Genomic DNA, 22676 nt, shown 5'->3' with positions numbered 1-22676 from the left:
CGCCATTAAACCGCGAACGCTACAGTTTCGCCATGCCCCGAAGGAAGTCCTTTTGGGGGACTACTTCGATTCGAGGAGATACCATGACTTCGCGCCCTGTCATCGACGATCTGTCGTCTTTCTGGATGCCGTTCACCGCCAACCGCCAGTTCAAGGCGGCGCCGCGCCTGCTGGAATCGGCCAAGGGCATGTACTACCGCAGCACGGACGGGCGTGAAGTGCTCGATGGTTGCGCGGGTCTCTGGTGCGTGAACGCCGGCCACGGCCGCGAGGAAATTGTCGCGGCGATCACCCAGCAACTCTCCACGCTCGACTTCGCGCCGACCTTCCAGATGGGCCACCCGCTCGCCTTCGAAGCCGCCACGAAAGTCGCGGAACTGATGCCGGAAGGCCTCGACCGCATCTTCTTCACGAACTCGGGTTCGGAATCGGTCGACACCGCGTTGAAAATCGCGCTCGCATACCATCGTTCGCGCGGCGAAGGGCAGCGTACGCGTCTGATCGGCCGGGAGCGCGGTTATCACGGCGTGGGCTTCGGCGGCATTTCGGTCGGCGGCATCGCACCGAACCGCAAGACCTTCTCGGGCGCGCTGCTGCCCGCGGTCGATCATCTGCCGCACACGCATAACCTCGAACACAATGCGTTCACGAAGGGTCAGCCGGCTTGGGGCGCGCATCTCGCCGAAGAACTCGAGCGCATCGTCACGCTGCACGACGCATCGACCATTGCCGCCGTGATCGTCGAACCGGTGGCCGGCTCGACGGGCGTGCTGATTCCGCCGCAGGGTTATCTGCAAAAGCTGCGCGAGATTTGCACGAAGCACGGCATCCTGCTGATTTTCGACGAAGTGATCACCGCGTTCGGCCGCGTCGGCAAGGCTACGGCGAGCGAATACTTCGGCGTGACGCCGGACCTGATCACAATGGCGAAGGCCATCAACAATGCCGCAATTCCGATGGGCGCGGTGGCCGCGAGCCGCACGGTGCACGACAGCATCGTGAACAGTGGCGCGCAAGGCGCGATCGAGCTGTTCCACGGCTACACGTATTCGGCCCATCCGGCCGCGACGGCTGCCGCGGTCGCCACGCTGGACCTGTACAAGCGTGAAGGTCTGTTCGAACGCGCCGCGACGCTCGCCCCGACGTTCGAAGCCGCCGCCCATTCGCTGCGCGGTGCAAAACACGTGAAGGACGTGCGCAACCTCGGCATGATCGCCGGCGTGGAACTCGAATCGCGCGACGGCGCACCGGGCGCGCGCGCTTACGAGGCGTTCGTCAAATGCTTCGAAGCGGGCGTGCTGGTGCGCTTTACCGGCGATATCCTTGCGTTCTCGCCGCCGCTGATCATCAACGAAGAGCAGATCGCACACATCTTCAAGACCGTGGGCGACGTGCTTGCCACCGTGCAGTAACCGGTTCGCGATAGGTAGCAGGAAGAAAGCGGCGCGTTAATGCGCCGCTTTTTTTTGAGCGCGGCATATGTCGAGACGCGCTCAAATAACGTATTTCGACGGCGGCAACATCGCGCAAGGTAGCGCGGTCACCACCAGGCGCGACGGGCGGGCAACGACCCGCCGCTTAGCTCAGCGAGACTGACCGGCGTCGTGCGCCACTGCAGCGCGAACGCAGCGCTGCAGCCGCCGGGCGCGGCGAGAAGCGGCTGGCAAGCGGCAACCCGCCGCCGTAGCTCAGTCCGGCTGACCGCCGCGCCGCGCGCGACTGCGGTACAACTCAATGATGCGTACGCGAAGCCCGCGTATGAGCCGCCTTCTTCGCAGCCGCCGACCGTCCTGCAGCCCCCTTCGTCGCGGCGGCCTTCTTTGCCGCGGCCGAACGGCTGGCCGCCGGGCGTTTGGCGGCCGCGGTCTTGGTCTGCTTCGACAGCGCTGTGCGAGACGCGCCGGCCGTACCTTCCCGCTTCAACGCATCGGTAGCGGCGCGCGAGCGCTTTGCAGTCGACTCCGTGCTCTTCTTCGTCGTGCTCTTGTGCTGGCCCGCAGCGTTATCGGTCGCGGCCTTCTTCCGCGTGGCCTCGCTAGCCGTGCCCTTCTTCGGCGATTTCACGGCGACGCCGGCGCGGCGCGCTTCCGAGAGGCCGATCGCAATCGCCTGCTTGGCGGACCTGACGCCGTGCTGGCCGGCCCGCACCTTGTCGACCTGTTCCTTGACGAATTCACCTGCTTGAGTGCTCGATGCTTTGCCGGCGCGTTTGTCGGACTTAGCACGCTCGATCGTTTTCTTTTCAGGCATGACGGTTCTCCAGTTGGCTATGGCCTGTGTCATGCAGCAACGCGTGTGCCGCGTGGCGTCTGGCAGGAGAATCGCGCTGAAAAAATGCCTTTTCGAACCGGCCGACTCAACAAAGGCCCGCGACATTTCGTCAAGTTTTCCGCGTGCAATCCCGGTGGCTCACGTGATGGAAGCGCCTGTCCTAGCGGCTTTTCATTAGTACGGTGCTCCGGCTCTTCGCGAACCTAAGAGACGACAACTGTAAACTCGACCCCCGATTCAAAGTCCAGCGTCGTGGTCGAGAAGCGCGGATCGCTGTCAAGGTAGTGCTTGTATGGCCGAACGGCGTCTTCGGCTGTGTACATGTTGTCGGCGAAAACGATAGATCCGGGACGCAGCAGCCGTTCAATCTGCTTGAACAGTTCAAGGTAGGTGCTGGCCCATACGTCGATAAACACCATGTCGAACGTGCCGTCCAGTTCGGAAATGGTCTGGAATACATCACCCTCCCGCAGTTCGACATACGCATCCACGGCCGCCGTTCTGACGTGATCTCGAAGATATGCGCATTTAACAGCGTCGAGTTCGGTCGCCACAACCATGCCACTGCCTAGCGTGCGAAGCGCCTCGGCGAAATACAGCGTGGACACACCGCAGGAGCTGCCGAGTTCGAGGATTCGGGCCGGTTTGTGCGAAAGCACCATGTTGCGCAAAAATCTTCCCGTTTCCGCCGACACCGCGAGAGACAGCGGTGTGCCTTGCGAAGATTCGAAGTCCTCGCTGGAGAGCCCGAGCGTTTCGAGAAACCGTCCACGCAGTCGCGGCGCAAGCATGTCGTATTCTTCCGCAAGGTCCTGAAACTCCTGGCTCGATCCCTGGAACTGCGCCCGTGCGCGGGCTATGACTTCTGTCTGGCTCTGTTCATGAAGCCGTTGCAAAAGACCTGTGGTTGATGAAGGCATGTGCGCTCCTTGACGAGACCGAAAACGCTGACGACGCAACAAACGACAGACCGCTGCCTCAGGCAGGCACTGTCTTTCCGTCATCAGCTAAAACATGTGGCGCTATGCCGTTCTGGCCAGCTTGATCGCGCGTTCGGGGCACGCCGTCACGCAAAGACCGCATGACCGGCAGGCGAGCGCGTTGGGCGTGTAGGCGACTTTCATTCCATGCATGCGCAGCTTGAGCCGATGCATCAAATCGAGGCTGCGATAATCGGCCTCATCGATACGCCGGATCTCGAACACATTCTCGGGGCAGACCTCCATGCAATCGCCCTTTCCCTCACAACGCGTCAGGTCGACAACGGGCGCAATCACGCCCGGCTGCTGTTTGCACTCGTCCAGTGATTTCTCGCGCATGTTCAATCTCCCGTGCGCCCGGCGCGACCCGATCGCCATGCCGTCTGGAAATGCTCGCGTTCTTCGGGCGTCATCGCTTCCCATTTGCGCCAGCGGCGCCGCTCGCGCCAGCCGCCGTGTCCGCGGAATCCGCCAAACAGGATGCGGCTCAACACCAGCAAGCCCAACGCATGGGCGAAGTCGATCGCACGGGCGCCGACGAATAGCGCCGGAATCACCCAATTCCATAGCGTCATGACCACCCAGCCAAGCACGCCGACAGCGACCACCACAAGCAGTGCCTTACCCGCACATCTGATTCGAAAATTCATCCGTCAACTCCTTTAGATACCCAGTTCGTCGTAAATAGCCTGCAGCCGGGCGCGCAGATGCAAGACCGCGTAGCGTTTGCGCGCGAGCAACGTATTGAGCGTGACGCCGCTTTCCGCCACCATGTCCTTGAAGGACCGGCCCTCCAGTTCGTGCGCGACAAATACCTCGCGTTGATTCGCCGGCAACTCATCGAGCGCATCCTGCAAGGCCTTAAGCAAGAGAGCGCGCGCGTAAAGGGCTTCGGGACCCGCGTCGTGCGCCGGCAGGTCGAGGTCGAGGCGATACTCACTGTCGGCGTCGTCCCCAGCCGCGGACAGATCTGCCAGCGGCTGCTCTTTCTTCTTGCGAAAACGATCGACAATGCGATTGCGCGCCGCCTGGAACAGCCACGCGCTCGCCTGTTCGATCGGAGCGGGAAGCCGGTACGCCTGCACGAATTCGTGGAACACATCCTGAAGGATGTCCTCGGCATCGTCCGGGTCGCGTATTCGACGCCGGATAAAATTGACGAGCCTCGTGCGCTCACGCACCACGGTCGCGGTGATGTCGGTGTCTCGTTCGGTCATCGTCTGCGAAGTGGGTGGCGGTTCCATGAGCCTGAAGACGTTTCAGGCGCGAGAATATTGTGGCGGGCGCGAAAAATCTTTCCTCGGACTACCGTGCAACAGGACTCGCGCCGTTCATCCGGACGGCGTATGGTGCTGGTAAGGGTCGGCGTGTGGTCCGGCCCGACGGGAGACGTCCATGAAGATACCTACCGTACGCGCCGGCGCGCATATCGAGGGCGTGCACTGGATCGCCGAGTACGCCGAAGACGTTCATGAGATTCGCGTCTTTCGCGAAGGCCAGGAAGTGGATGTGCACAATGCGCCGTCCACCCTGTTCGGCGACGAGGAAAATGCGGGCTCCAAAAGCACCGCGGATCATCGCGCGGTCGAAGCCGCCGTGCTGGCTTATCTGAAACGATTCGTGATCGAGCACGACGCAGAGGAGTAGTTCTCCGCTGACCGCCGCGCGCTGCGGCGGGTCACCGTGGATCGCCGCGCGGCGCCACGGTATTCATTGCTCTACATGCCTGCGACACCGTGCGCCGCAGGCATCGACACCTTACTCGGCAGGCCGCAGCTTCTTGACTTCGGCATCCGACGGCTGCACGCTCGCGCCATCGATATACCGGTACGAAGTCATCACGCCCTTGCCGTCCTTCAAACCCGTCACGCCCACGTATGCGCCCATGGTCGACTGATTGTCCTGAGCGCGATAGGTGATCGGCCCGAACGGCGTATCCACGCCTAAGCCCTTGAATGCGGCAGCCAGCTTGTCCGGATCGACCGACCCCGCCTTCTTGATGCCCGCGGCAATCGACATCAGCGCCGAATAACCGACCACCGAGCCAAGGCGCGGATAGTCGTGATACTTGGCCTGATACGCATCGACGAACTTCTTGTTGGCTGCCGTATCGATCGAATACCACGGGTAACCCGTGACGATCCAGCCGGTCGGCGCTTCAGCGCCTAGCGGGTCGAGGTAGTCCGGCTCGCCCGTCAGCAGCGAGACCACGCTGCGATCCTTGAAGAGCCCGCGCGTATTGCCCTCACGCACGAACTTGCCGAGGTCGGCGCCGAACAGCACGTTGAAAATCGCGTCCGGTTTGGCGTCGGCGATTGCCTGCGTCACCGCACCCGCATCGACGTTGCCGAGCGGCGTGGCCTGCTCGGCGACGAACTGCACGTCGGGCTGCGCCGCTGTCAGCAGCTTCTTGAAGGTCGCCACCGCCGATTGCCCGTACTCGTAGTTCGGATACACGAGCGCCCAACGTTTCTTCTTCAGCTTGGCCGCTTCCGGCACGAGCATCGCCACCTGCATATACGTGGACGGCCGCAGACGGTATGTATATTTGTTGCCGTCGGCCCAGACGATCTTGTCGGTCAACGGTTCAGCGGCGAGGAAGAAAATCTTCTTCTGCTTCGCGAAGTCGGTCAGCGCGAGGCCGGTGTTCGACAGAAAGCCGCCGAACAACAACTGCACCTGCTCACGCGCGATCAACTCCTGCGCGACGCGAATCGAGTCACCCGGATTCGCGTTGTCGTCGCGCGACACCACTTCGAGCTGTTTGCCGAGCACGCCGCCCGCGGCGTTCACCTGGTCGAGCGCAAGATTCCAGCCGTTCTTGTAAGGCCCGAGAAAGGCGGGCTGCGCCTTGTAGCTGTTGATCTCGCCGATCTTGATAGTCTGCTGTGCGCTCGCGCTCAACGCGGCGAGGGACAGCACCGTGGGCACCATGAGGCGAGAGATCCATCCTGCGCGCGTGGTCATGCGTTTCTCCGTTATCAAAAGGATTGCGGGAATGCGGTCGTTGTTATCGGGTGTTTCGAAAGCAGTTCGCGCTTCAGTCGGCTCTCGGCGGCGTCGCGCGAATCCGGGCGACGCTCGCCGTGACATCCTGCCATGCCGGCTTGCCACCGGCGAATTGCTGACGCAGGTAAGACACGAGTTCGGCGACCTGGGCGTCGTTGAAACTGTCGCGGTAAGCCGGCATCGTACCGAGTTCAGGCCGTGCAGGCGAGCCGATGCCGTCGAGAATCACGCGAATCAGATTATCGGGCGTCGCGCTGTGCAGATTCGTGTTAAGCGCCAGCGAAGGGTGCGCGCCGAACAATTGCGGCCCGCTGCCCGTGTGATGACAGGCGGCGCACGCACCGTCGAAGAGTCGCGCGCCGAGTCCTGCCGGCGCACCGGGAATCGCGCTGGCCTGTTCGTACTGACGCGCCACTGCGGCCGGATCGGCATTGGGTTCCAACGGATTGAGCGACGCGAGATACGTGGCCATCGCGCGAATATCGCTGTCGGGCAGCGCCGCCAGATCGCCGATGACCGGCGCCATCGGCCCGGCCGCGACGCCATGCAGCGGCGCGTGGCCGTTGCGCAAATAGCTAAAGAGTTCGCCTTCGCTCCATGGCACGGGCGCATTGGAAAGCGCGGACAACGCCGGTGCTTCCCAGCCGTCCGCCATGCCGCCGCCCATGAATGCCGCGCCGGTTTTTTCGGCGCCGAACGCATTGCGCGGCGTGTGGCATGCGCTGCAATGGCCGAGCCCGTTCACCAGATACGCGCCGCGATTCCATTGCGCGCTTTGCGTCGCGCTGGCGGTGAACGTCGTGCGTCCGAGGAACAAAGCGTTCCAGACGGCCATCAGCGGACGCACGCTGAACGGATACGCCAGCTTCGTTTCCGGCGGACGCGAGCGCACCGGCGTTTGCGCCATCAGGTAGGCGTAGAGCGCTTTCAGATCGTCGTCGGACGTGTTCTGAAACGATGTGTACGGAAAGGCCGGATAGAGGCGATGGCCATCGCGGCTGATGCCTTGGCGCATCGCCCGCACGAAGGCTTCGAGCGACCAGTTGCCGATGCCGGTCTGACCGTCCGGCGTGATGTTGGTGCTGTAGACGGTGCCGAACGGTGTGTCGAGCGGTTTGCCGCCGGCGTTCGGCACGCCATTGTGCGCGGTGTGGCAAACCGCGCAATTGCCGAGCGATGCCAGCAGCTTGCCGCGCGCCACGAGATCGGGCGCGAACGTGCTCGCGAGCGGCGGCGTGATCGGCGCAATAGCGTGCGGCGCGAACGACAACGCGCCGAGCCAACCCACCGCGCCTGCCGCGAAAGTGCCTAGAAAACCCAGCCGCCAGCGCTTCTTTCTACGCGCCGCCTTGTCCTCGGCTTGCGCATCGGCGAGCGCGGCGCGGATCGTTTCCGGCGTGAATGGCGGACGGCGAAAACGCACGCCCGTCGCATCGAAAAGCGCATTGGCAATCGCCGCCGCGCCGGGCAGCGACGCGGATTCGCCGGCGCCCATTGGCGGCTCGCCGTGGCGCGGCATCATCACTACGTCGATCACGGGTACTTCGCGGAAGGTCAGGATCGGATATGCGCCCCACTCCTGGCTCGTTACCGCGTTCTCGCCGAACGTCACGCGCTCTTTCAGCGCACGGCTGGTCGCCTGGATCACGTTGCCGTGTATCTGATGACGCACGCCGTCGGGATTCACCATCGTGCCGGTATCCTGGCCGACCACCACGCGCGTCACCGCAAGTTCGCCACTCTTGCGATTGACTTCGACGTCGGCCACCCAGGCGGACCACGCCGCGCCGAATCCGGGAAATTTGCTGTGCACGTAGCGGGCATAAGCGATCCCGCGTCCGCGTGCGATGTCGCCTTCTTCCTTGCGCTCCGTATTACGCGGCTCCCAGCCGGCCTTTTCCGCCACGGCTTTGACCAGCTCAATCGCGCGCGGATCGGTCAGATGCTTCAGACGAAACTCAACCGGATCGACACCCGCTTCCGCCGCGAGTTCGTCGATAAAGGACTCGTGCGCGAACGTGTTCGGCAACGCGGATACGCCGCGCAACCACGACGCCCGCACGATCGGCGGCGTATCGTCGCAAACAATGCGCATGCTGCGGTAGTCGTACGGCGGCACCGCCGTGCGGTCGCCCATTTCGAACACCTGCGGCTGCGCGGAGATCGTGCCGGTCAGCAGCAATGCCAACGTCGGCGCATCGTTTGACGGATAGCGCGTCGCAAAGTCATACGCGGCCAGTTCGCCCTCGGCATTCAGCGCGCCGCGCACGTCCATCAATTGCGCGGCGCCTTTCGGTTCCCACGCGTGCTCGTCTTCGCGCGAGAGTTGCACGCGCACCGGACTGCCGGTGGCACGCGAAAGCAATGCGGCGTCGGCGGCGACATCGTCCGCGCAATTGCGGCCGTAGCAGCCGGCAGCCTCCATTCGCACGATTTCGATGTGCGCTTCGTCCATACCCATCAGCAAAGCAAGATCGGCGCGCAGCGAATGCGGGTTCTGCGTACCCGACCAGACCTTCAGCGCGCCCTCGCGATAGTCGGCCACCGCGCAAGAAGGTCCGATCGACGCATGCATCTGAAACGGCCATACGTAGGTGCGTTCCAGCGTGCGAGTGGAGTCTTGCGAGAGCGCCGCATCGACATCGCCTTCGATCACCAGATCGCGCCTTGTGGCGGGATTCGCGCGCAACGCCGCTTCCACTTCCTCGCTGGTTTCGAGCGAAGGCAAACCTTCGACCGCTTTCCATTGCACGCGAAGCCGCTTCACGGCCTGCTGCGCGACTTCCTCGCGCTCAGCCACGATGCCGACGAAATCGCGAATCACCACCACCTTGACGATGCCGGGCAATTCGCTAATGGAGTCTTCATCCACCCGCAGCAGACTATTGCCCATGAAGTCGCCTTGCGCGACTCCGGCATACGGCGGCCGCACCACGCGTCCATGCAACATGCCGGGCACGCGCACGTCATGCACGAAACTCAACTCGCCGGTGGCCTTCGCCGGAATATCGACGCGCGGCGCGCTCTTGCCGACGATCTTGTACGTGTCCGGCGACTTCAACGGCGCATCGGTGGCGAGCTGCAATTCGACGCGTTTTCCGCTGATCAGCTCGCCGTAGCCAATGCCCTTCGCAGCCGCGCTGCCGTCACGTTGATAAACGGTGCCATCACGCACATCGAGTTGCTCGACGCCCACATTGAAGCGCGCCGCCGCTTCCGCCAGCAGATATTGCCGCGCCTGCGCCGCCGCGTGCCGCAAGGGCACCGCCGATATCTGAATGGTCGCGCTGGCGATAGTCGGCCCTTGATTCGGCGCTTCGCGCGTATGTCCGAGCACGATCGACACGCGCGTCAACGGCACATCCAGTTCTTCTGCGACGATCTGCGCGAGCGCCGTGCCGATGCCCGTGCCCAAATCGACGTGACCGTTGAACGCGACTACGCTGCCGTCGTCACGCACCACGAGGAACATATCCGCCTCAGTCGGCACGAACGACGAACGCGAGCCCGGCTGACCGATCGCCGGCTTGACCGGCGCTTGCGGCGCACGCGCGACGATCAGCACGCTCTGCGCATCGTAGAGCTGTTGCCGGGACGGTGGCGCGGCGCGTCGATCCACGCTGAAATCCGGCCCGGTCATGCGCGCTCTCCTGCGTGCACCGCGGATTGCGCAGCCGCTTGCGCGGCAAGCAATTCAGCGGCGCGCTGCACCGCGCGCACGATCTCGACATGCGTGCCGCAGCGGCACAGATTGCGCGACAGCTCGCGCCGGATCGTCTCGACGCTCGGGTGCGGGTCGCGATCGAGCAGCGCCTTGGCCGTCATGATCATGCCGTTCAGGCAATAGCCGCATTGCGCGGCCTGTTCTTCGATAAACGCCTGCTGCACCGGATGCAGCGCGGCACGCGTGCCCAGTCCTTCGAGTGTGGTGATTTCGCGGCCCAAGGCGACCTTCGCGGTCGTGACGCACGCGCGCGTCGGCATGCCGTCGAGCAACACGGTGCACGCGCCGCATTCGCCGAGCCCGCAGCCGAACTTGGGACCGTTCAGCGCGAGGTCGTTACGCAGCAGATAGAGCAGCGGCGTGTCGGCGTCGGCGCTGACGAGATGCGTCGCGCCGTTCACATGCAGCAGAAGAGGCGCGGGGCGGTTCACGATTGTGCCGGAGTGGGTATGCGATACGTACTCACAGCACCACCGGCACTTCGGTAGCCGGCGGCGTATTGCGGCTGCGCCGGCAGCGGATCAGCCCGTCGATCATCACCATGCCCACGCCGGGAATATCGCCGAGCTGCACGCTTTCGAGGAGCGTGTCGGCCGCCGTGTGTTGCGCGCGGTCCATGAACACGAGGTCGGCGGGGCGGCCCACTTCGATCAAGCCTTGACGCAGGTTACGTTGACGCGCGGTGTTGCCCGTCGCGAAGCAGAAGGCGATTTCGGCGGGCACATCGGCAAGACTCGAAATCAGCGCGATCATGCGCAAGATGCCGAGCGGCTGCACGCCGGAACCCGCGGGACTATCGGTGCCGAGAATGATCCGGTGCGGGCACTTCAATTCAATCGCATGACGCGCGGTCAGCAAGGCGATCCGTTCGTTGCCGTTGTGGACGATCTCCAGCGCGCGGCTCGACTGCTCGCACAGATCGCAAACATGCCGGTACGAGAGCGAGGTATGCCCGCCGTTGATGTGGCCGATCACGTCCGCATCGGCGGCGAGCACTACATCGCGATCGATCAGACCCGAGCCGGGAATCGACGGCCCGCCCGTGTGGATCGTGCTCTGAATCCCGTACTTGCGCGCCCACGCGACCATCTGCGCGGCTTCCTCGCCGCCCTTCACGCTGCCGAGGCCCACTTCGCCGAGCAGTTTCACGCCCGCTTCGGAAAGCTCCTTGAAGTCCTCTTCGACCATGCCCTTCTCGATCACCGGCGCGCCCGCCATGACCTTCACGCCGCCGCCGACGCCCGCGCCGCGCATGCCTTCGAACGAACGTTGCGCGGTAATCGCGAGCGCTTTCACACCGAGCACGTCTTTCGGGCGGCCGGGCAAATGCACTTCACCGGCGGAAATCATCGTGGTGACGCCACCGTTCAGATTCGATTCGATCCAGCCCATCTGATTCTGGCGCGGCGTCCAGTCGCCGAACACGGGATGCACATGCGAGTCGATCAGTCCGGGCGCGACCGTCGTGCCTTTGCAATCGACCGTCGTGCGCGCGCCTTCGAGATCGCAGTCCTTTTCCCGGCCGACTTCGACGATCACGCCGTCGTCGATCACGAGCGTGTCGGCGTCGAGAATCGGCTGATCGATGTCGCCAGATAACAGCAGCCCGATGTTCGTTACCGCGACCTTGCCCGACAAGCCTGTCAACGTTTCTGCTGCCATCTGCCTCTCCTTTCGCAACGACTGCCCGGCGCCCCCGAAGTGCCACTGCGTGCACTTCGCGCGCCGATGGAAGGAATCACACGCTCAGATAAGCGCGCCTCACTGTTTCGTTTTGTGCGAGTTCGCCGATCGTGCCGCTAAATCGGATCTGCCCTTTTTCGAGCACATACGCGCGGTCGCTGACCAGCTCGGCGAAGTGCAGGTTCTGTTCGGACAACAGAATCGACAGCCCTTCGCGCTTGAGTTCGAGAATCATGTTGGCCATCTGTTCGACGATCACGGGCGCCACGCCTTCGGACGGTTCGTCGAGCAGCACCAGATACGGATTGCCCATCAGCGTGCGCGACACGGTGAGCATCTGCTGTTCGCCGCCGCTCATCTGCCCGCCCGGACGTTGCGGCATTTCGCCGAGGTTGGGAAAGAGGCGGAACAGCTTTTCCGGCGTCCATTGCGGCGCGCCGTCGCGCGGCGGCTGGCGGCCGGTGGCGAGGTTTTCCATCACGGTCAGATCCGCGAACACGCGCCGGTCCTCGGGCACGAAGCCCATGCCCATGCGAGCGATCTTGTACGGCGGCAGCGCCGTGATGTTCTGCCCGCGAAAACTCACTTCGCCCTGACGGCGTGGCAGCAAACCCATCACCGCTTTCATCGTGGTGGATTTGCCCGCGCCGTTGCGGCCCATCAGCGCCACGACTTCGCCGCGCCCGACTTCGAGACCGACGTCGAACAAAATATGCGCGCGGCCGTAAAACGCGTTGAGGCCGGAGACTTTCAGCATCGGCTCGCTCATTGCAGCGCCCCTTGTCCCTGATGGCCGCCCGCCGCTTCATGCAGCGGCGCGTGCGGCTGGAAGGTCTTACCGGTGCCGAAATAGACTTCCTGCACGCGCGGGTCGTTGCGGATCGTGTCGGCGTCGCCCTCGGCGATCAGCTTGCCGCGCGCGAGCACGATCAGCCGATCGGCGTAGGCGAATACGACGTCCATGCTGTGCTCGGTAAACAGCACGCCGATCTTGTGTTCGGTGACGAGGCGTTTGGTCAGCGCCATCAGTTCGTTGCGCTCCTTCGGCGCCATGCCGGCGGTCGGCTCGTCCATCAGCAGCAGCCTCGGACGATTGGCAAGCGCGATCGCGAGTTCGACTCGCTTTACATCGCCATAAGCGAGCACGCCGCAAGCGCGATTCGCGTCCGCGGCCATGCCCACCTGGTCGAGCAGCGCGAGGGCTTCGTCGGCGTAGCGCGAGCCGGCGGGTTTCCACAGCCCGAAGGTTTTGCGTTCGCGCGAGATCAGCGCCATCTGCACGTTCTCGATCACGGTCATGGAATTGAAGGTCGCGGCGATCTGAAAAGTACGGCCCACGCCCAGACGCCAGATGTCGCGTGGACGCATGCCGACCAGTTCCTGACCGTCGAGACGGATCGAACCCGATGAAGGCGGCAACTGCCCATTGACCATGTTGAAACAGGTCGACTTGCCCGCGCCGTTCGGACCGAGCAAGGCGAGCAACTGGCCGGCTTCGAGATCGAACGAGACATCGTCGACCGCCTTGAGGCCGCCGAACGATTTGGAGAGGCCGGCGACGCGCAGCAAGCTCATAGCCCCTCCTTGACCGCGGCGCGTTGGGAAGGCGAGAGGGCGCTCTCGTCCGCAGGGTCGGCGCTGTCGTCGCCGAAGCGCTCGCGAATAAAGCCGACGATCCCCTGCGGAAACGCGATCACCAGCAGCAGGATCGCGAAGCCTAGCAACGCCTGCCAATAATCGGTCTGGCGCGCGACCGTGTCTTGCAGCCACGTGAACACGGCCGCGCCCACGATCGGCCCGGTGAGCGTCTGCAAGCCGCCGAGCAGCACCATCACGAGGCCGTCCACGGAACGGCTCACGCTGATCACTTCCGGCGAAATCGTGCCCTTGGAGAAGGCATATAACGATCCGGCAAGCCCGCAGAACAGCGACGCGATCACGAACGCGGCCCACTGCACGCGCTTCGCATCGATACCGATCGCTTCGGCGCGCAGCACCGAATCACGCGACGCGCGCATCGCGTAACCCAACGGCGAGAACAGCATCTTGCGCAACAGCCATACGCCGACCACCGCGCAGACGAGCGTTACGTAGTAAAAGGCCACTGGCGAGGACAACCAGTTCGACGGCCACAAGCCGAGAATGCCGTTGCTGCCGCCCGTCACGTCGTCCCACTGGAACACGACCGACCATACGATCTGCGCGAACGCCAACGTCAGCATCGCGAGATACACGCCGGACAGGCGCACGCAGAACCAGCCGAACACCAGCGCGCCGGCTACCGCCAAAAGCGGGCCGAGCAGCAAGGCGGCTTCCATCGGCAGATTCAGTACCTTGAGGAACAGCGCGGCGCCGTATGCGCCCAGGCCGAAGTACGCCGCATGGCCGAACGAGTGCATGCCGCCCGGTCCCATGATGAAGTGCAGGCTCGTGGCGAACAGCACGGCGATCAGGATCTCGACCAGCAGCACTGGCATATACGGAAACGAGTTGGCCGCCAACGGCGCAAGCACGAGCACCAGCAACGCCATCGCGGCCAGCCACTTGAGGCGCTTGCCCGCCGGACGCAAAGGGGTTTCCGGCGCCGCCATGCCACGCACCGCGGCGCTCGCGCGGCCCAGCAAACCCCACGGACGCACCACCAGTACGACGGCCATCACGACGAATTCAGCCACCAAGGTAAAACGGCTCAACGACAACCCCACACCGAAGATCGTCACGTGACCGATGCCGATGCACAGCGCCTTGATCTCCGCGATGATCAGCGCGGCGATGAACGCCCCCGGAATCGAGCCCATGCCGCCGACCACCACCACGACAAACGCGTTGCCGATCGTCTCCAGATCCAGCGACAGATTCGCCGACATGCGCGGCCCTTGCAACGCGCCGCCAAGGCCGGCGAGAAACGCGCCGACGAAAAACACGCCGGTAAACAGCCACGCCTGATTGATACCGAGCGCGCCGAGCATCTCGCGATCCTGCGTCGCGGCGCGCACCAGCGTGCCCCAGCGCGTGCGCGTGAGCGCATACCAGAGCAGCAGCAATACCACCGGCCCGATCACGATCAGCGCGATATCGTAGGTCGGCAACGGATGGCCGAGGAAATCGACCGCGCCCGCCAGATGCGGCGCACGCGGCCCGAACAGGTCTTCCGGGCCCCACAGCCACAGCGCGGCATCGCGAAAGATCAGCACCAGCGCGAAGGTGGCGAGCAGATGAAACAGCTCGGGCGCCTGATAGATGCGCCGCAGAACCACCATCTCGACCAGCGCGCCCAGCACCGCGACCACCAGCGCCGCCGCCAGCACCGACAACCAGAAGCCGCCCGCCGTATGTCCGAAGCGGCTCGCGATGCTGTACGCGACATAGATGCCGAACATATAGAACGAGCCGTGCGCAAAGTTGACAATGCGCGTCACACCGAAGATCAACGACAAACCGGCGGCGACGAGAAACAGCGTCGACGCGTCGGCGAGTCCGTTGACCAGCTGTACCAGCAAATTCGAAAGCATCGCGACCCTTGGCAGCTTGCCGAACAGCGAAGGCGCGGCTTAGGCACGTTCGACAGGATCGGCAGACATTGCAGCGCGTGCGGCACCATGCGCGCACGCGTCAACGGCAGGACAATACAATACGCCCGAAGAAAATCCCCTCGGGCGCCGGCAAAAACGCCAAATGCAAACGCCTCAGCGCAAACCGTCTTCGCCCTTGATCTCGCTCACCTGCAAGCCGCCGATGCGCGGCAGCGGCCGCCCCGACGCCGTCACCGCGACGGCCACGACGATTTCGTTCGCGCGAGGAGCGTCCGATACGCGCGCTTCGATCGCATCGAAATGGCTGCGCACGAAGGCGGCGTCTTTATGGCCGAGCGGCACGTCGATCGCAGTGCCGAGCGTACCCATCTTTTTCGCCGACGGCACGAGCGCCGCGCCCTTTTCGACCGCGACCCGCAGCGGCGCGCCGAGCTTGGGATGCAGAATCGCCGCCGCGTGTTCCAGTTCGCCCGCCTCGCCGACTATGGCAGCCTTGCCATAGCTTTGCGCCTCGCCCGGCGCGATGCCCAGCGCTTGAACGCACTTGTTGCCGAGCAACGCGCCCAACTCTTCGCCGGCTTCGATCAGCGCGTCGAGTTTGGCTTCATAACGGCCGGCGTAGGGATTATCGATCACCGCAATCGCAACCGCGCGGCGTGCCGGCGGCTCGATGGTCTGGCCCATCTCAATGCGTGTTTCATCCACTTGCACGACCAGCTTGCGAAGCTTGATTGCCATTTCGCTCTCCGAGTTTCGATGCCTGCTCTGCTTCGTTTCAATGCTTCAGCGCGGCGCGTTATTCAGGCGCCTCTCAGCGCAAACCGTCCTTGCCAACGATCGCCTCTTTCGCGAGCCCGCCGACGCGCGCATGCACGCGCTGCCCGGTGCTCATCACGAGGATGTACACCAGCTCGTCCGCGGCGGGCGCGCCGGGCACGCGCACTTCGATCGCATCGAAATGGCTGCGCACGTAGCTCGCGTTCACATGTGTGAGCGGCACGTCGAGCGCGGTGGACGGCGCGCCGACTTTCTTCGTCGACGGCACGATGGCGTTGGTGGGCACGCCGTTTTTCTCCAGCAACTCACGCATCGCATAGCCCCCGGGAACATGCCATAACGCGCCATGCTCGAGTTCGCCGCGTGCGCCGACAATCGCGCCCTTGCCGTAACTCTCGATCGATGCATGCGGCACCGCCATCGCCGCCAGCAGCCGTTGCGCCATATCGAAGCCGATCGGCTTGAGCGCTTCCATCGCGTGCTCGATTTTCGCTTCGTAACGGCCGGCGAACGGGTTCGTCATCACCGCGGCAATCGCGCCGCGCCTGAGCGGCTGCGCGGGCGCGGGGCCGAACTCGTGGAAGATATCTTCGACGTGCGTCAGCACGCGACGTATTTCGAACACGGAGCCTCCGTTTTAGTTTGCGCGCTCTGCGAGAGCAGACCGCTTGCGTCATGAATGCCGGCGACGCGCACCCGCCCTTGCAGGAAAAGCGCGGCGCCTTCGATCAAGCCTTGGTCGAGCAGACGCCGCGCAGTTTCGACGCCACGTGCCAGCGCGAGATCGATCAGCGGCTGCGGCAGGGACGGCACGTCGACGGTGACGAGCATATCGCCCAGGTCGCTGTCGTCTTTCAACGACGAAGCCGGACGCCGCAGAATACCCTCATGATCCAGATTGACCGCGTTGGCGATAACGGTTGCGGCGGCGTCGGCGGCGGCGGCGTTGCGCGCCAGCACCGTGACGCTGTCGGCGATACCGAGGCTGAAGCTGCGGCCACGCCAGCCGCTCGTCGCGATGCCGCGAACGGCCAGGCCGGCGTCGAGCGTCAGATTGGCGTCGAGCGCGTGATCGCGCGGCAGCCGCACGGCTGAAAACGACGCCAGGTCCGCGAACACGCCGACGCGGTATTGCTGCCCTTCAGTCAGATACAGCGCAATGTCGCCGCCATTGTTGATGAAGGCGCGCGAGATGCCTTCACGTGCGAATGCGGTGACCAGTTCATCGGCAACGCTGCCCGCGACGGCCGCCATCGGCGTGATGTAGCGCGCGCGGTGAGGATGGCACGCCGACCACATACGGCGGGCAACCGGGCCTTGCAATTCCGTATCGTTCAATGCGGCCGGCGGGGGAACAGGCTGCTTGAGCCGCTTCAGTTCACCCACCAGTTCCGACAGCACATCGACAAAGCGCGCCCAGCACGCCTCATACGCGGCCTGCACCGCCTGGGGCGTGCCGTCCGCGCTGAGGATCAGATCGATCGGCCCATGCTGCCAGTGCCAGCGGGTCGCATCGAGTCGGGTGCGGGTGGGGTTCATCGTGTCCGTTGCGTTGGTTTTTGCATTGGTTTTTGCGTTAGTTTCTGCGTCGGTTAATGCGTGAGTTGCGTTAGCGCTGTCCGCGTGGTCAGCCGAGCATCGGTGGCATGGCGGGCGGCCACGGGTTGTCGGGATTGCGCGCCAGCGTGCGGCGCGCGAGCGGCGCGCCTTCCGTATGTTCCGGCCCGTTCGCGAGCACGCTCTCCAACGAACGCACCGCGTCGAGATGACCGCCGAGATCGCGATACGCGTCGTACGTCATAGTGAATTCGATCGGCGCGACGATCGCGGGCGTCGGCACCGTGCCGAACGAACGGTCCGGCATGCGCGCGACATCGACCATCACGGTGATCCCGCCGCCCGGCCACACATAAGCCGGCGCGCCGCCGCAGGTCACGTTGACCAGCTTCTGTTTGATCGCGCGCGTAAGCAGCACGGGGTTCTCCGTGGCGCCCGCTCGCAGACTGCCGCCCGCGCCGCCGAGAAACAGCACGGTGGCAAGCGACGGCTCGCAGTTCTCGCCGATTCGCTCGACCGTGCGGCGCACCGTATCCGGCATGGCCGTGATGCGCGGCACGAGATTCTGATCCAGTTCGTACCACTGCGCGTGTTCGCCGGTGGTCGACACCATCAATAAGCGCATGCCGGGTTTGGCGACGGCGGGGTCGAAGCCCTCGACAATCGCGAGCGGGTCCTGAATGTCCGTGCCGCCCCAGCCGGTGCCCGGATTCGCCACCTGGAAATAGCGGCCCGGCGTCGACTTGCGTCCGCGAATCTTCACACCTGAGCGCGTCATGCCGAGACACCGCCCGGCCTGATGTTCGGTGAGCACGCCGGTGATGTGGTCGTCAACGACCACCACTTCGTCGGCGTGACCGAACCATTGCTTCGCGAAGATGCCGATGGTCGCCGAGCCGCAGCCCACGCGCATGCGCTGTTCCTCGACGCCGTCGACGATCGGCGCCGCGCCCGCGCGAATCACGAGGCTCGCGCCGCCGTCGATGCTCAGTTCCACTGCTTCCTTGTTGCCGAGCGCGAGCATCATGTCGCACGTCACGCGGCCTTCCTTCTTGCTGCCGCCGGTCAGATGATGCACGCCGCCGAGGCTCAGCATCTGCGAACCGTATTCCGCCGTCGTCACATGGCCGACAATCTCGCCGTGGCATCGCACGTTGGATTGCTCCGGCCCGAGGAAGCGGTCGGTGTCGATCTTCACCTTGAAACTGCAATAGCTGAAAATGCCTTCGGTGACGACTGTGATCATGTCGACGTCGTCGAGCTTCGAGGCGACGATAAAGGGCGCGGGTTTGTAGTCGGGATAAGTGGAGGATGCGCCGACGCCGGTCACGAACAAAGCCTGTTCCGCAGCGGCGGGATCGCGCACTTCAGAAGACGCACCAAATTCGATCGCGGCATTCGCTTCTGACGTTGAAGATGAAGACGCGCGCGACAAAAACACCACCGGATCGACGCGAATCAGCCGCCCGTCCGCATTCGCATAACGATCGCACGCGCCGGTGCGTCCTTCGGAAATCTGACACAGCACCGGGCAGGCATTGCATTCGATCTTGTTCGACGCCATGCGCTCGCTGCGCGGCGCGGCCTTCTCGAGCACGGTCGGACCCGGCGTCGAGGCGGTTTCGCCGTCAACGCTGTCCGCACCGAAATCGACCTTCGTATGTTCTGTCATGGTGGGGTTCCCATACGACGACATTACAATCGGTCCCGCTCCGGCTGACGAATAGTGCCTGTTTGCAGGTACTTTCGCGTGATCCGCCGATTTCCATGTTGCGGTCACTCACCGTTCGTGTAGTATCCGCTACACCAAACTCGTTAGAAATCTACTCGATCAATTTAGTCTGCGCAACGTATTTACAGGCGTGCGCCCGTTTGGTGCGATGCCACATAGCCGCTTTATTGGCAACTCATCACGCTTCAATCTACGCCGTAGTGAATGACCGCGCAGCGCACGCCGCAGCTGTCCGTGCGGGCTGTATGATGAAGGCGTGCTCCCGCCTGGCCGGCCGCGGCGCATGCCGTTCAACCTGACGCTAACAAGAGATCCGAGACCGCCATGAGTCCCACCGCCGCCCGCAAACCGGGCGCTACCGGTATCCGTGCGAAACAGGCGCAGGACACGCGCGCCAAGATTCTGAAAGCGGCCATTAAGGTCTTTGCCAAGCAAGGCTATGCGAGCGGACGCGTGGAAAGTATTTCGAAGGCCGCGCGCTCGCATGACCGCATGATCTATTACTACTTCGGCAGCAAGGAGCAGTTGTTCGTCGAAGTTCTTGAAACGATCTATACGCAATTCAACGAGGCGGAAAGCAAACTCGATCTCGATCTGGACGATCCCGTGCACGCACTCGAACAGATGGTCGAATTCGTCTGGCAGTATTACCTTGATCATCCCGAGTTCGTCACGCTGCTGTCCAGCGAGAATCTGCACCAGGGCAAGCACGCTAAAAAATCGCTGAAGCTGAAGGAGATTTCCGGCTATGCGATTTCGGTGGTGCAGAAGTTACTGGATGCAGGCCAGGCGCAACAGGTGTTTCGTGCCGACGTGAAAGCGCGCGACGTCTATCTGATGATCGCGTCGCTCGGCTATTTCTATAACGCCAATCAATACACGCTGGGCGCGTTTCTCGGCGAGCCTTTGATGGACAAGGCGTCGCTCGACCATTGGCGCGAGGTTATCAAGGACACGGTGTTGCGGGCGGTGCGGTCGGGTCTCCCGGTGCAGCCGGATGCGGCGGCGCTCGCCGTTGCGTTGAACGAGGCCAGCCACAATAGCGAGGCATGACCGTTCCGCCGCAAGATGGCGCTACACCTGAAAGTGATCTCTCAATACGCTTACGATGCGTTCGGACGCGTGGCCGTCACCGTAGGGCGATACGCCTCGCGCCATACGCTCGTATTCGGCCGGGTCGTCGAGCAGCCGTTGCGTGTTTGAGACGATGTCGGCGTATTCGGTGCCCACCAGCTTGACGACCCCGTGCGCCACCGCCTCCGGGCGCTCTGTCTCGCGCCGCAGCACGAGCACCGGTTTGCCGAGCGCGGGCGCCTCTTCCTGCACGCCACCGGAGTCGGTCAGGATCAGATAGGCCCGCTTCATCGCCGCAACGAACGGCAAATAGTCCAGCGGTTCGCACAGCGTGATCCGGGGATGGTTGTCGAGATAGGCGTATGCCGTCTCACGCACGTTCGGATTGGGGTGAACAGGATAGAGGACGTGAACGTCGGGATCGTTATTGGCGATCGTTTTGATTGCTCGAAGAATGTTCTGAAATGCCTCGCCGAAATTCTCGCGACGGTGCGACGTCACCAGAATCAGACGGCTATCGCCCTTGAAAGGCGTTGCACCATCGCACCGTCCCGCCACGTCCAGCAACGCATCGATGACCGTGTTGCCGGTGACGAACACGCTCGCTGCATCGATGCCTTCCGTCAGGAGATTCCGTTTCGCGGTTTCCGTCGGTGCGAAATGCCAGCGTGCCAATCGGCTAGCAACCACACGATTCATTTCTTCCGGAAACGGATTCGACAGATCGCCTGTTCTCAGTCCAGCTTCGACATGCCCGACGGGCACGCGCCGGTAAAAGGATGCGAGCGCCGCCGTCAGTACGGTGGTCGTATCGCCCTGCGCGAGCAGCACGTCGGGCTGTTCGGCGGCAAGCACATCGTCGAGCCGAACCATGAGCCGCGAAGTCAGCATGGGTAGCGACTGATTGGGTTGCATGATATCGAGGTCGATATCGGCTTGAATCTGGAACAGATGCAACACCTGATCGAGCATGCCGCGATGCTGCGCCGTTGCCAGCACGCGGCAGTCCGCCCATTCTTCGCGCTGCAACCGTTTGACGAGCGGTGCCATTTTCACCGCTTCAGGACGCGTTCCGATAGTGACGATGATCTTACGTTTTTTCACAGCGTTTTCCGGTATTGGACTTGATAAAGGGTGGGCGACCGCGCGAGATGGCGGGTCTTTGCACGGTCAGGCTCTACCTGCTAACCGGCGGATCGCGCTTCTGAGCCGCCACGTCTTCGAGCGCAGCATCGTGTTCAACTGCATTTCGACCCCGTCCGCATGGGCTCGGGCTTCAGCCAGCAGCGCCGCGCAATGTTCGCCTTCGATCTTCAATCTTTCGTTGCACGCATGAAGCGAAGCAATCTCCGTGGACAGAGCGCTGCATTCCTGGTTCGCTTTGTCGATTCTCCGGTTGCGTTCGGTGATCGCGCACTTCAATTCGCCGAGTGTCCGGTCCCGCTCGGATAGCGCCTCTTGCGACCACGTCAGCTTTGCTTTGCCCACATCGCGTTCTGCATAGACATCCCGCAGCGCCTGTTGTGTCGATTCGAGACGCGCGTTCGTCGCAGCTTGTTCGCTATGGATTTGAGCGAGCTGCCCCGCGAACTGCTCCCTCTCCGAGGCGTGCTGTTGGACAATGACTTGACTGCGCTCTCGCGCGAACGCCTCGTAGGTATCGTCGCTAACAAAGAAGTTGCGCAGATCGGGGCGAATGTCTCCGAGCGCGGAGAGCCGCGCGTAGATAAGCAATATCTGCTTTCCGTTCCAGTAATCGAGATTGATTTTCGCCGCGTCGACCACGCGGCAGGCCACCGCAGCGAATCCGGGCACCGGACAGACGGGGATGTTGTCCAGGTCGAACGTGAAGAAATGTTCGGGAATCCGGTCATATTCCTGAAACGGCAGAAGCAGAACCAGAAAGCGCTTCGTATGCTCAGCAAGGCGTGCGACGACATCAAACGGACGGTCGAAATGTTCAAGCGTATTCGACGAAAAAATGACGTCGTAGTCGTCCAGGTTGTCGAAAGACTGTGCTTTGAAACGCCCATGCGGAAAAGAGGCCTGCGCCTTCGCGATCGCCACTTCCGAAATATCGACTCCGGTGATGGAGTTCACGCCAAGCCATTTGCTCAACTCGTCTACGCCCTGGCCCTCCGCACAACCCCAGTCGCAAATCTTCCATTGCTCGCGCAACACCAGGTCCTTGAACCAGTCCGGCATCAGCTTGGCCGCAAGCGTCGCGAAAAAGCGCGTTTGCCCATGTCCGCCGGCGGAGACCCAGTCCGTCGAGAAACGATGGTCCCAATACTGCTTTGAGTTGATGTCTGTCATTACGCGGCCTGTTGGTCTGC

The 22676-nt window shown here is 63.2% G+C and carries 21 protein-coding genes; 3 read left to right on the top strand and 18 right to left on the bottom strand.

Annotated features, from left to right (window positions below):
- Positions 1-83 precede the first annotated feature (83 nt).
- Entirely contained in the window at positions 84-1412 is a 1329-nt protein-coding gene (locus tag B0G81_RS05335; RefSeq protein WP_116123193.1) for an aspartate aminotransferase family protein, read from the top strand.
- 319 nt (positions 1413-1731) lie between these two features.
- Here B0G81_RS05335 and B0G81_RS05330 read toward each other — a convergent pair whose 3' ends face one another.
- From B0G81_RS05330 to B0G81_RS05310, 5 genes are all read right to left on the bottom strand, one after another.
- On the bottom strand, positions 1732-2250 hold the full coding sequence (locus B0G81_RS05330) for a DUF6496 domain-containing protein (protein ID WP_134133784.1): 519 nt from the start codon (positions 2248-2250) through the stop codon (positions 1732-1734).
- A 224-nt stretch (positions 2251-2474) separates the two neighbouring features.
- Entirely contained in the window at positions 2475-3191 is a 717-nt protein-coding gene (locus B0G81_RS05325) for a class I SAM-dependent methyltransferase (protein WP_134143000.1), read from the bottom strand.
- Positions 3192-3293: 102 nt separating this feature from the next.
- Positions 3294-3590 carry a 4Fe-4S dicluster domain-containing protein gene (locus B0G81_RS05320; protein ID WP_134133783.1) on the bottom strand — a complete coding sequence of 99 codons (297 nt, stop codon included), beginning with the start codon at positions 3588-3590 and terminating at the stop codon, positions 3294-3296.
- 2 nt (positions 3591-3592) lie between these two features.
- On the bottom strand, positions 3593-3901 hold the full coding sequence (locus tag B0G81_RS05315) for a hypothetical protein (protein ID WP_134133782.1): 309 nt from the start codon (positions 3899-3901) through the stop codon (positions 3593-3595).
- A 12-nt stretch (positions 3902-3913) separates the two neighbouring features.
- Positions 3914-4495, bottom strand: coding sequence for a sigma-70 family RNA polymerase sigma factor (locus tag B0G81_RS05310; protein ID WP_208328509.1), 582 nt, complete (start codon positions 4493-4495; stop codon positions 3914-3916).
- 151 nt (positions 4496-4646) lie between these two features.
- Between B0G81_RS05310 and B0G81_RS05305 the strand changes: the two genes are divergently transcribed.
- Positions 4647-4898, top strand: a complete 252-nt coding sequence (locus B0G81_RS05305) for a hypothetical protein (protein ID WP_007178046.1) — start codon at positions 4647-4649, stop codon at positions 4896-4898.
- 111 nt (positions 4899-5009) lie between these two features.
- Here B0G81_RS05305 and B0G81_RS05300 read toward each other — a convergent pair whose 3' ends face one another.
- From B0G81_RS05300 to B0G81_RS05250, 11 genes are all read right to left on the bottom strand, one after another.
- The gene (locus B0G81_RS05300) at positions 5010-6218 is read right to left on the bottom strand and encodes an ABC transporter substrate-binding protein (protein ID WP_116123188.1); all 1209 of its coding nucleotides are present in this window, start codon (positions 6216-6218) and stop codon (positions 5010-5012) included.
- A gap of 73 nt (positions 6219-6291) precedes the next feature.
- Positions 6292-9900 (bottom strand): molybdopterin cofactor-binding domain-containing protein, encoded by a 3609-nt coding sequence (locus tag B0G81_RS05295; RefSeq protein WP_134133780.1) that lies wholly within the window; start codon positions 9898-9900, stop codon positions 6292-6294.
- Complete coding sequence (locus B0G81_RS05290) at positions 9897-10415, bottom strand: (2Fe-2S)-binding protein (protein ID WP_134133779.1); 519 nt, start codon at positions 10413-10415, stop codon at positions 9897-9899. The genes B0G81_RS05295 and B0G81_RS05290 overlap by 4 nt, the downstream gene beginning before the upstream one ends.
- A gap of 31 nt (positions 10416-10446) precedes the next feature.
- Complete coding sequence (locus B0G81_RS05285) at positions 10447-11646, bottom strand: amidohydrolase family protein (protein WP_134133778.1); 1200 nt, start codon at positions 11644-11646, stop codon at positions 10447-10449.
- 76 nt (positions 11647-11722) lie between these two features.
- On the bottom strand, positions 11723-12436 hold the full coding sequence (locus B0G81_RS05280; protein ID WP_116123184.1) for an ABC transporter ATP-binding protein: 714 nt from the start codon (positions 12434-12436) through the stop codon (positions 11723-11725).
- Positions 12433-13242 carry an ABC transporter ATP-binding protein gene (locus B0G81_RS05275; RefSeq protein WP_134133777.1) on the bottom strand — a complete coding sequence of 270 codons (810 nt, stop codon included), beginning with the start codon at positions 13240-13242 and terminating at the stop codon, positions 12433-12435. Before B0G81_RS05275 ends, B0G81_RS05280 begins: the two co-directional genes overlap by 4 nt.
- On the bottom strand, positions 13239-15179 hold the full coding sequence (locus B0G81_RS05270; RefSeq protein ID WP_134133776.1) for an ABC transporter permease: 1941 nt from the start codon (positions 15177-15179) through the stop codon (positions 13239-13241). The genes B0G81_RS05275 and B0G81_RS05270 overlap by 4 nt, the downstream gene beginning before the upstream one ends.
- A gap of 174 nt (positions 15180-15353) precedes the next feature.
- Positions 15354-15938: an amino acid synthesis family protein gene (locus B0G81_RS05265; protein ID WP_116145938.1), complete on the bottom strand. Its 585-nt coding sequence runs from the start codon at positions 15936-15938 to the stop codon at positions 15354-15356.
- A gap of 73 nt (positions 15939-16011) precedes the next feature.
- Entirely contained in the window at positions 16012-16602 is a 591-nt protein-coding gene (locus B0G81_RS05260) for an amino acid synthesis family protein (RefSeq protein WP_012426218.1), read from the bottom strand.
- The gene (locus tag B0G81_RS05255) at positions 16578-17516 is read right to left on the bottom strand and encodes a UPF0280 family protein (RefSeq protein ID WP_134133775.1); all 939 of its coding nucleotides are present in this window, start codon (positions 17514-17516) and stop codon (positions 16578-16580) included. The genes B0G81_RS05260 and B0G81_RS05255 overlap by 25 nt, the downstream gene beginning before the upstream one ends.
- An 88-nt stretch (positions 17517-17604) precedes the next feature.
- Positions 17605-19206: a 6-hydroxynicotinate reductase gene (locus B0G81_RS05250; RefSeq protein WP_134133774.1), complete on the bottom strand. Its 1602-nt coding sequence runs from the start codon at positions 19204-19206 to the stop codon at positions 17605-17607.
- Positions 19207-19590: 384 nt separating this feature from the next.
- On the opposite strand from B0G81_RS05250, the gene B0G81_RS05245 reads away from it, so the two are divergent.
- Positions 19591-20319, top strand: coding sequence for a TetR family transcriptional regulator (locus B0G81_RS05245; RefSeq protein ID WP_134133773.1), 729 nt, complete (start codon positions 19591-19593; stop codon positions 20317-20319).
- Between the two features lie 21 nt (positions 20320-20340).
- Here the strand turns inward: B0G81_RS05245 and wecB are convergent, their stop codons facing one another.
- Both wecB and B0G81_RS05235 read right to left on the bottom strand, forming a co-directional pair.
- Positions 20341-21444 carry a UDP-N-acetylglucosamine 2-epimerase (non-hydrolyzing) gene (gene wecB / locus B0G81_RS05240; RefSeq protein WP_134133772.1) on the bottom strand — a complete coding sequence of 368 codons (1104 nt, stop codon included), beginning with the start codon at positions 21442-21444 and terminating at the stop codon, positions 20341-20343.
- Between the two features lie 66 nt (positions 21445-21510).
- The gene (locus B0G81_RS05235) at positions 21511-22656 is read right to left on the bottom strand and encodes a class I SAM-dependent methyltransferase (protein WP_134133771.1); all 1146 of its coding nucleotides are present in this window, start codon (positions 22654-22656) and stop codon (positions 21511-21513) included.
- Positions 22657-22676 lie beyond the last annotated feature (20 nt).

The organism is Paraburkholderia sp. BL6665CI2N2 (assembly GCF_004366535.1).
GTDB lineage: Bacteria > Pseudomonadota > Gammaproteobacteria > Burkholderiales > Burkholderiaceae > Paraburkholderia.
Note: the sequence above shows the minus strand (reverse complement) of the source record. Positions and strands in the feature narration are given on the sequence as shown.

What these genes read in the sequence shown, in the direction of transcription:
- B0G81_RS05280 (WP_116123184.1), bottom strand. Translation starts at nt 12,436, where the DNA reads ATGAGCGAGCCGATGCTGAAAGTCTCCGGCCTCAACGCGTTTTACGGC.
- B0G81_RS05255 (WP_134133775.1), bottom strand. Translation starts at nt 17,516, where the DNA reads ATGAACCCCACCCGCACCCGACTCGATGCGACCCGCTGGCACTGGCAG.
- B0G81_RS05270 (WP_134133776.1), bottom strand. Translation starts at nt 15,179, where the DNA reads ATGCTTTCGAATTTGCTGGTACAGCTGGTCAACGGACTCGCCGACGCG.
- B0G81_RS05300 (WP_116123188.1), bottom strand. Translation starts at nt 6,218, where the DNA reads ATGACCACGCGCGCAGGATGGATCTCTCGCCTCATGGTGCCCACGGTG.
- B0G81_RS05275 (WP_134133777.1), bottom strand. Translation starts at nt 13,242, where the DNA reads ATGAGCTTGCTGCGCGTCGCCGGCCTCTCCAAATCGTTCGGCGGCCTC.
- B0G81_RS05265 (WP_116145938.1), bottom strand. Translation starts at nt 15,938, where the DNA reads ATGGCAATCAAGCTTCGCAAGCTGGTCGTGCAAGTGGATGAAACACGC.
- B0G81_RS05245 (WP_134133773.1), top strand. Translation starts at nt 19,591, where the DNA reads ATGAGTCCCACCGCCGCCCGCAAACCGGGCGCTACCGGTATCCGTGCG.
- B0G81_RS05315 (WP_134133782.1), bottom strand. Translation starts at nt 3,901, where the DNA reads ATGAATTTTCGAATCAGATGTGCGGGTAAGGCACTGCTTGTGGTGGTC.
- B0G81_RS05235 (WP_134133771.1), bottom strand. Translation starts at nt 22,656, where the DNA reads ATGACAGACATCAACTCAAAGCAGTATTGGGACCATCGTTTCTCGACG.
- B0G81_RS05310 (WP_208328509.1), bottom strand. Translation starts at nt 4,495, where the DNA reads ATGGAACCGCCACCCACTTCGCAGACGATGACCGAACGAGACACCGAC.
- B0G81_RS05335 (WP_116123193.1), top strand. Translation starts at nt 84, where the DNA reads ATGACTTCGCGCCCTGTCATCGACGATCTGTCGTCTTTCTGGATGCCG.
- B0G81_RS05320 (WP_134133783.1), bottom strand. Translation starts at nt 3,590, where the DNA reads ATGCGCGAGAAATCACTGGACGAGTGCAAACAGCAGCCGGGCGTGATT.
- B0G81_RS05305 (WP_007178046.1), top strand. Translation starts at nt 4,647, where the DNA reads ATGAAGATACCTACCGTACGCGCCGGCGCGCATATCGAGGGCGTGCAC.
- B0G81_RS05250 (WP_134133774.1), bottom strand. Translation starts at nt 19,206, where the DNA reads ATGACAGAACATACGAAGGTCGATTTCGGTGCGGACAGCGTTGACGGC.
- B0G81_RS05330 (WP_134133784.1), bottom strand. Translation starts at nt 2,250, where the DNA reads ATGCCTGAAAAGAAAACGATCGAGCGTGCTAAGTCCGACAAACGCGCC.
- B0G81_RS05325 (WP_134143000.1), bottom strand. Translation starts at nt 3,191, where the DNA reads ATGCCTTCATCAACCACAGGTCTTTTGCAACGGCTTCATGAACAGAGC.
- B0G81_RS05285 (WP_134133778.1), bottom strand. Translation starts at nt 11,646, where the DNA reads ATGGCAGCAGAAACGTTGACAGGCTTGTCGGGCAAGGTCGCGGTAACG.
- B0G81_RS05295 (WP_134133780.1), bottom strand. Translation starts at nt 9,900, where the DNA reads ATGACCGGGCCGGATTTCAGCGTGGATCGACGCGCCGCGCCACCGTCC.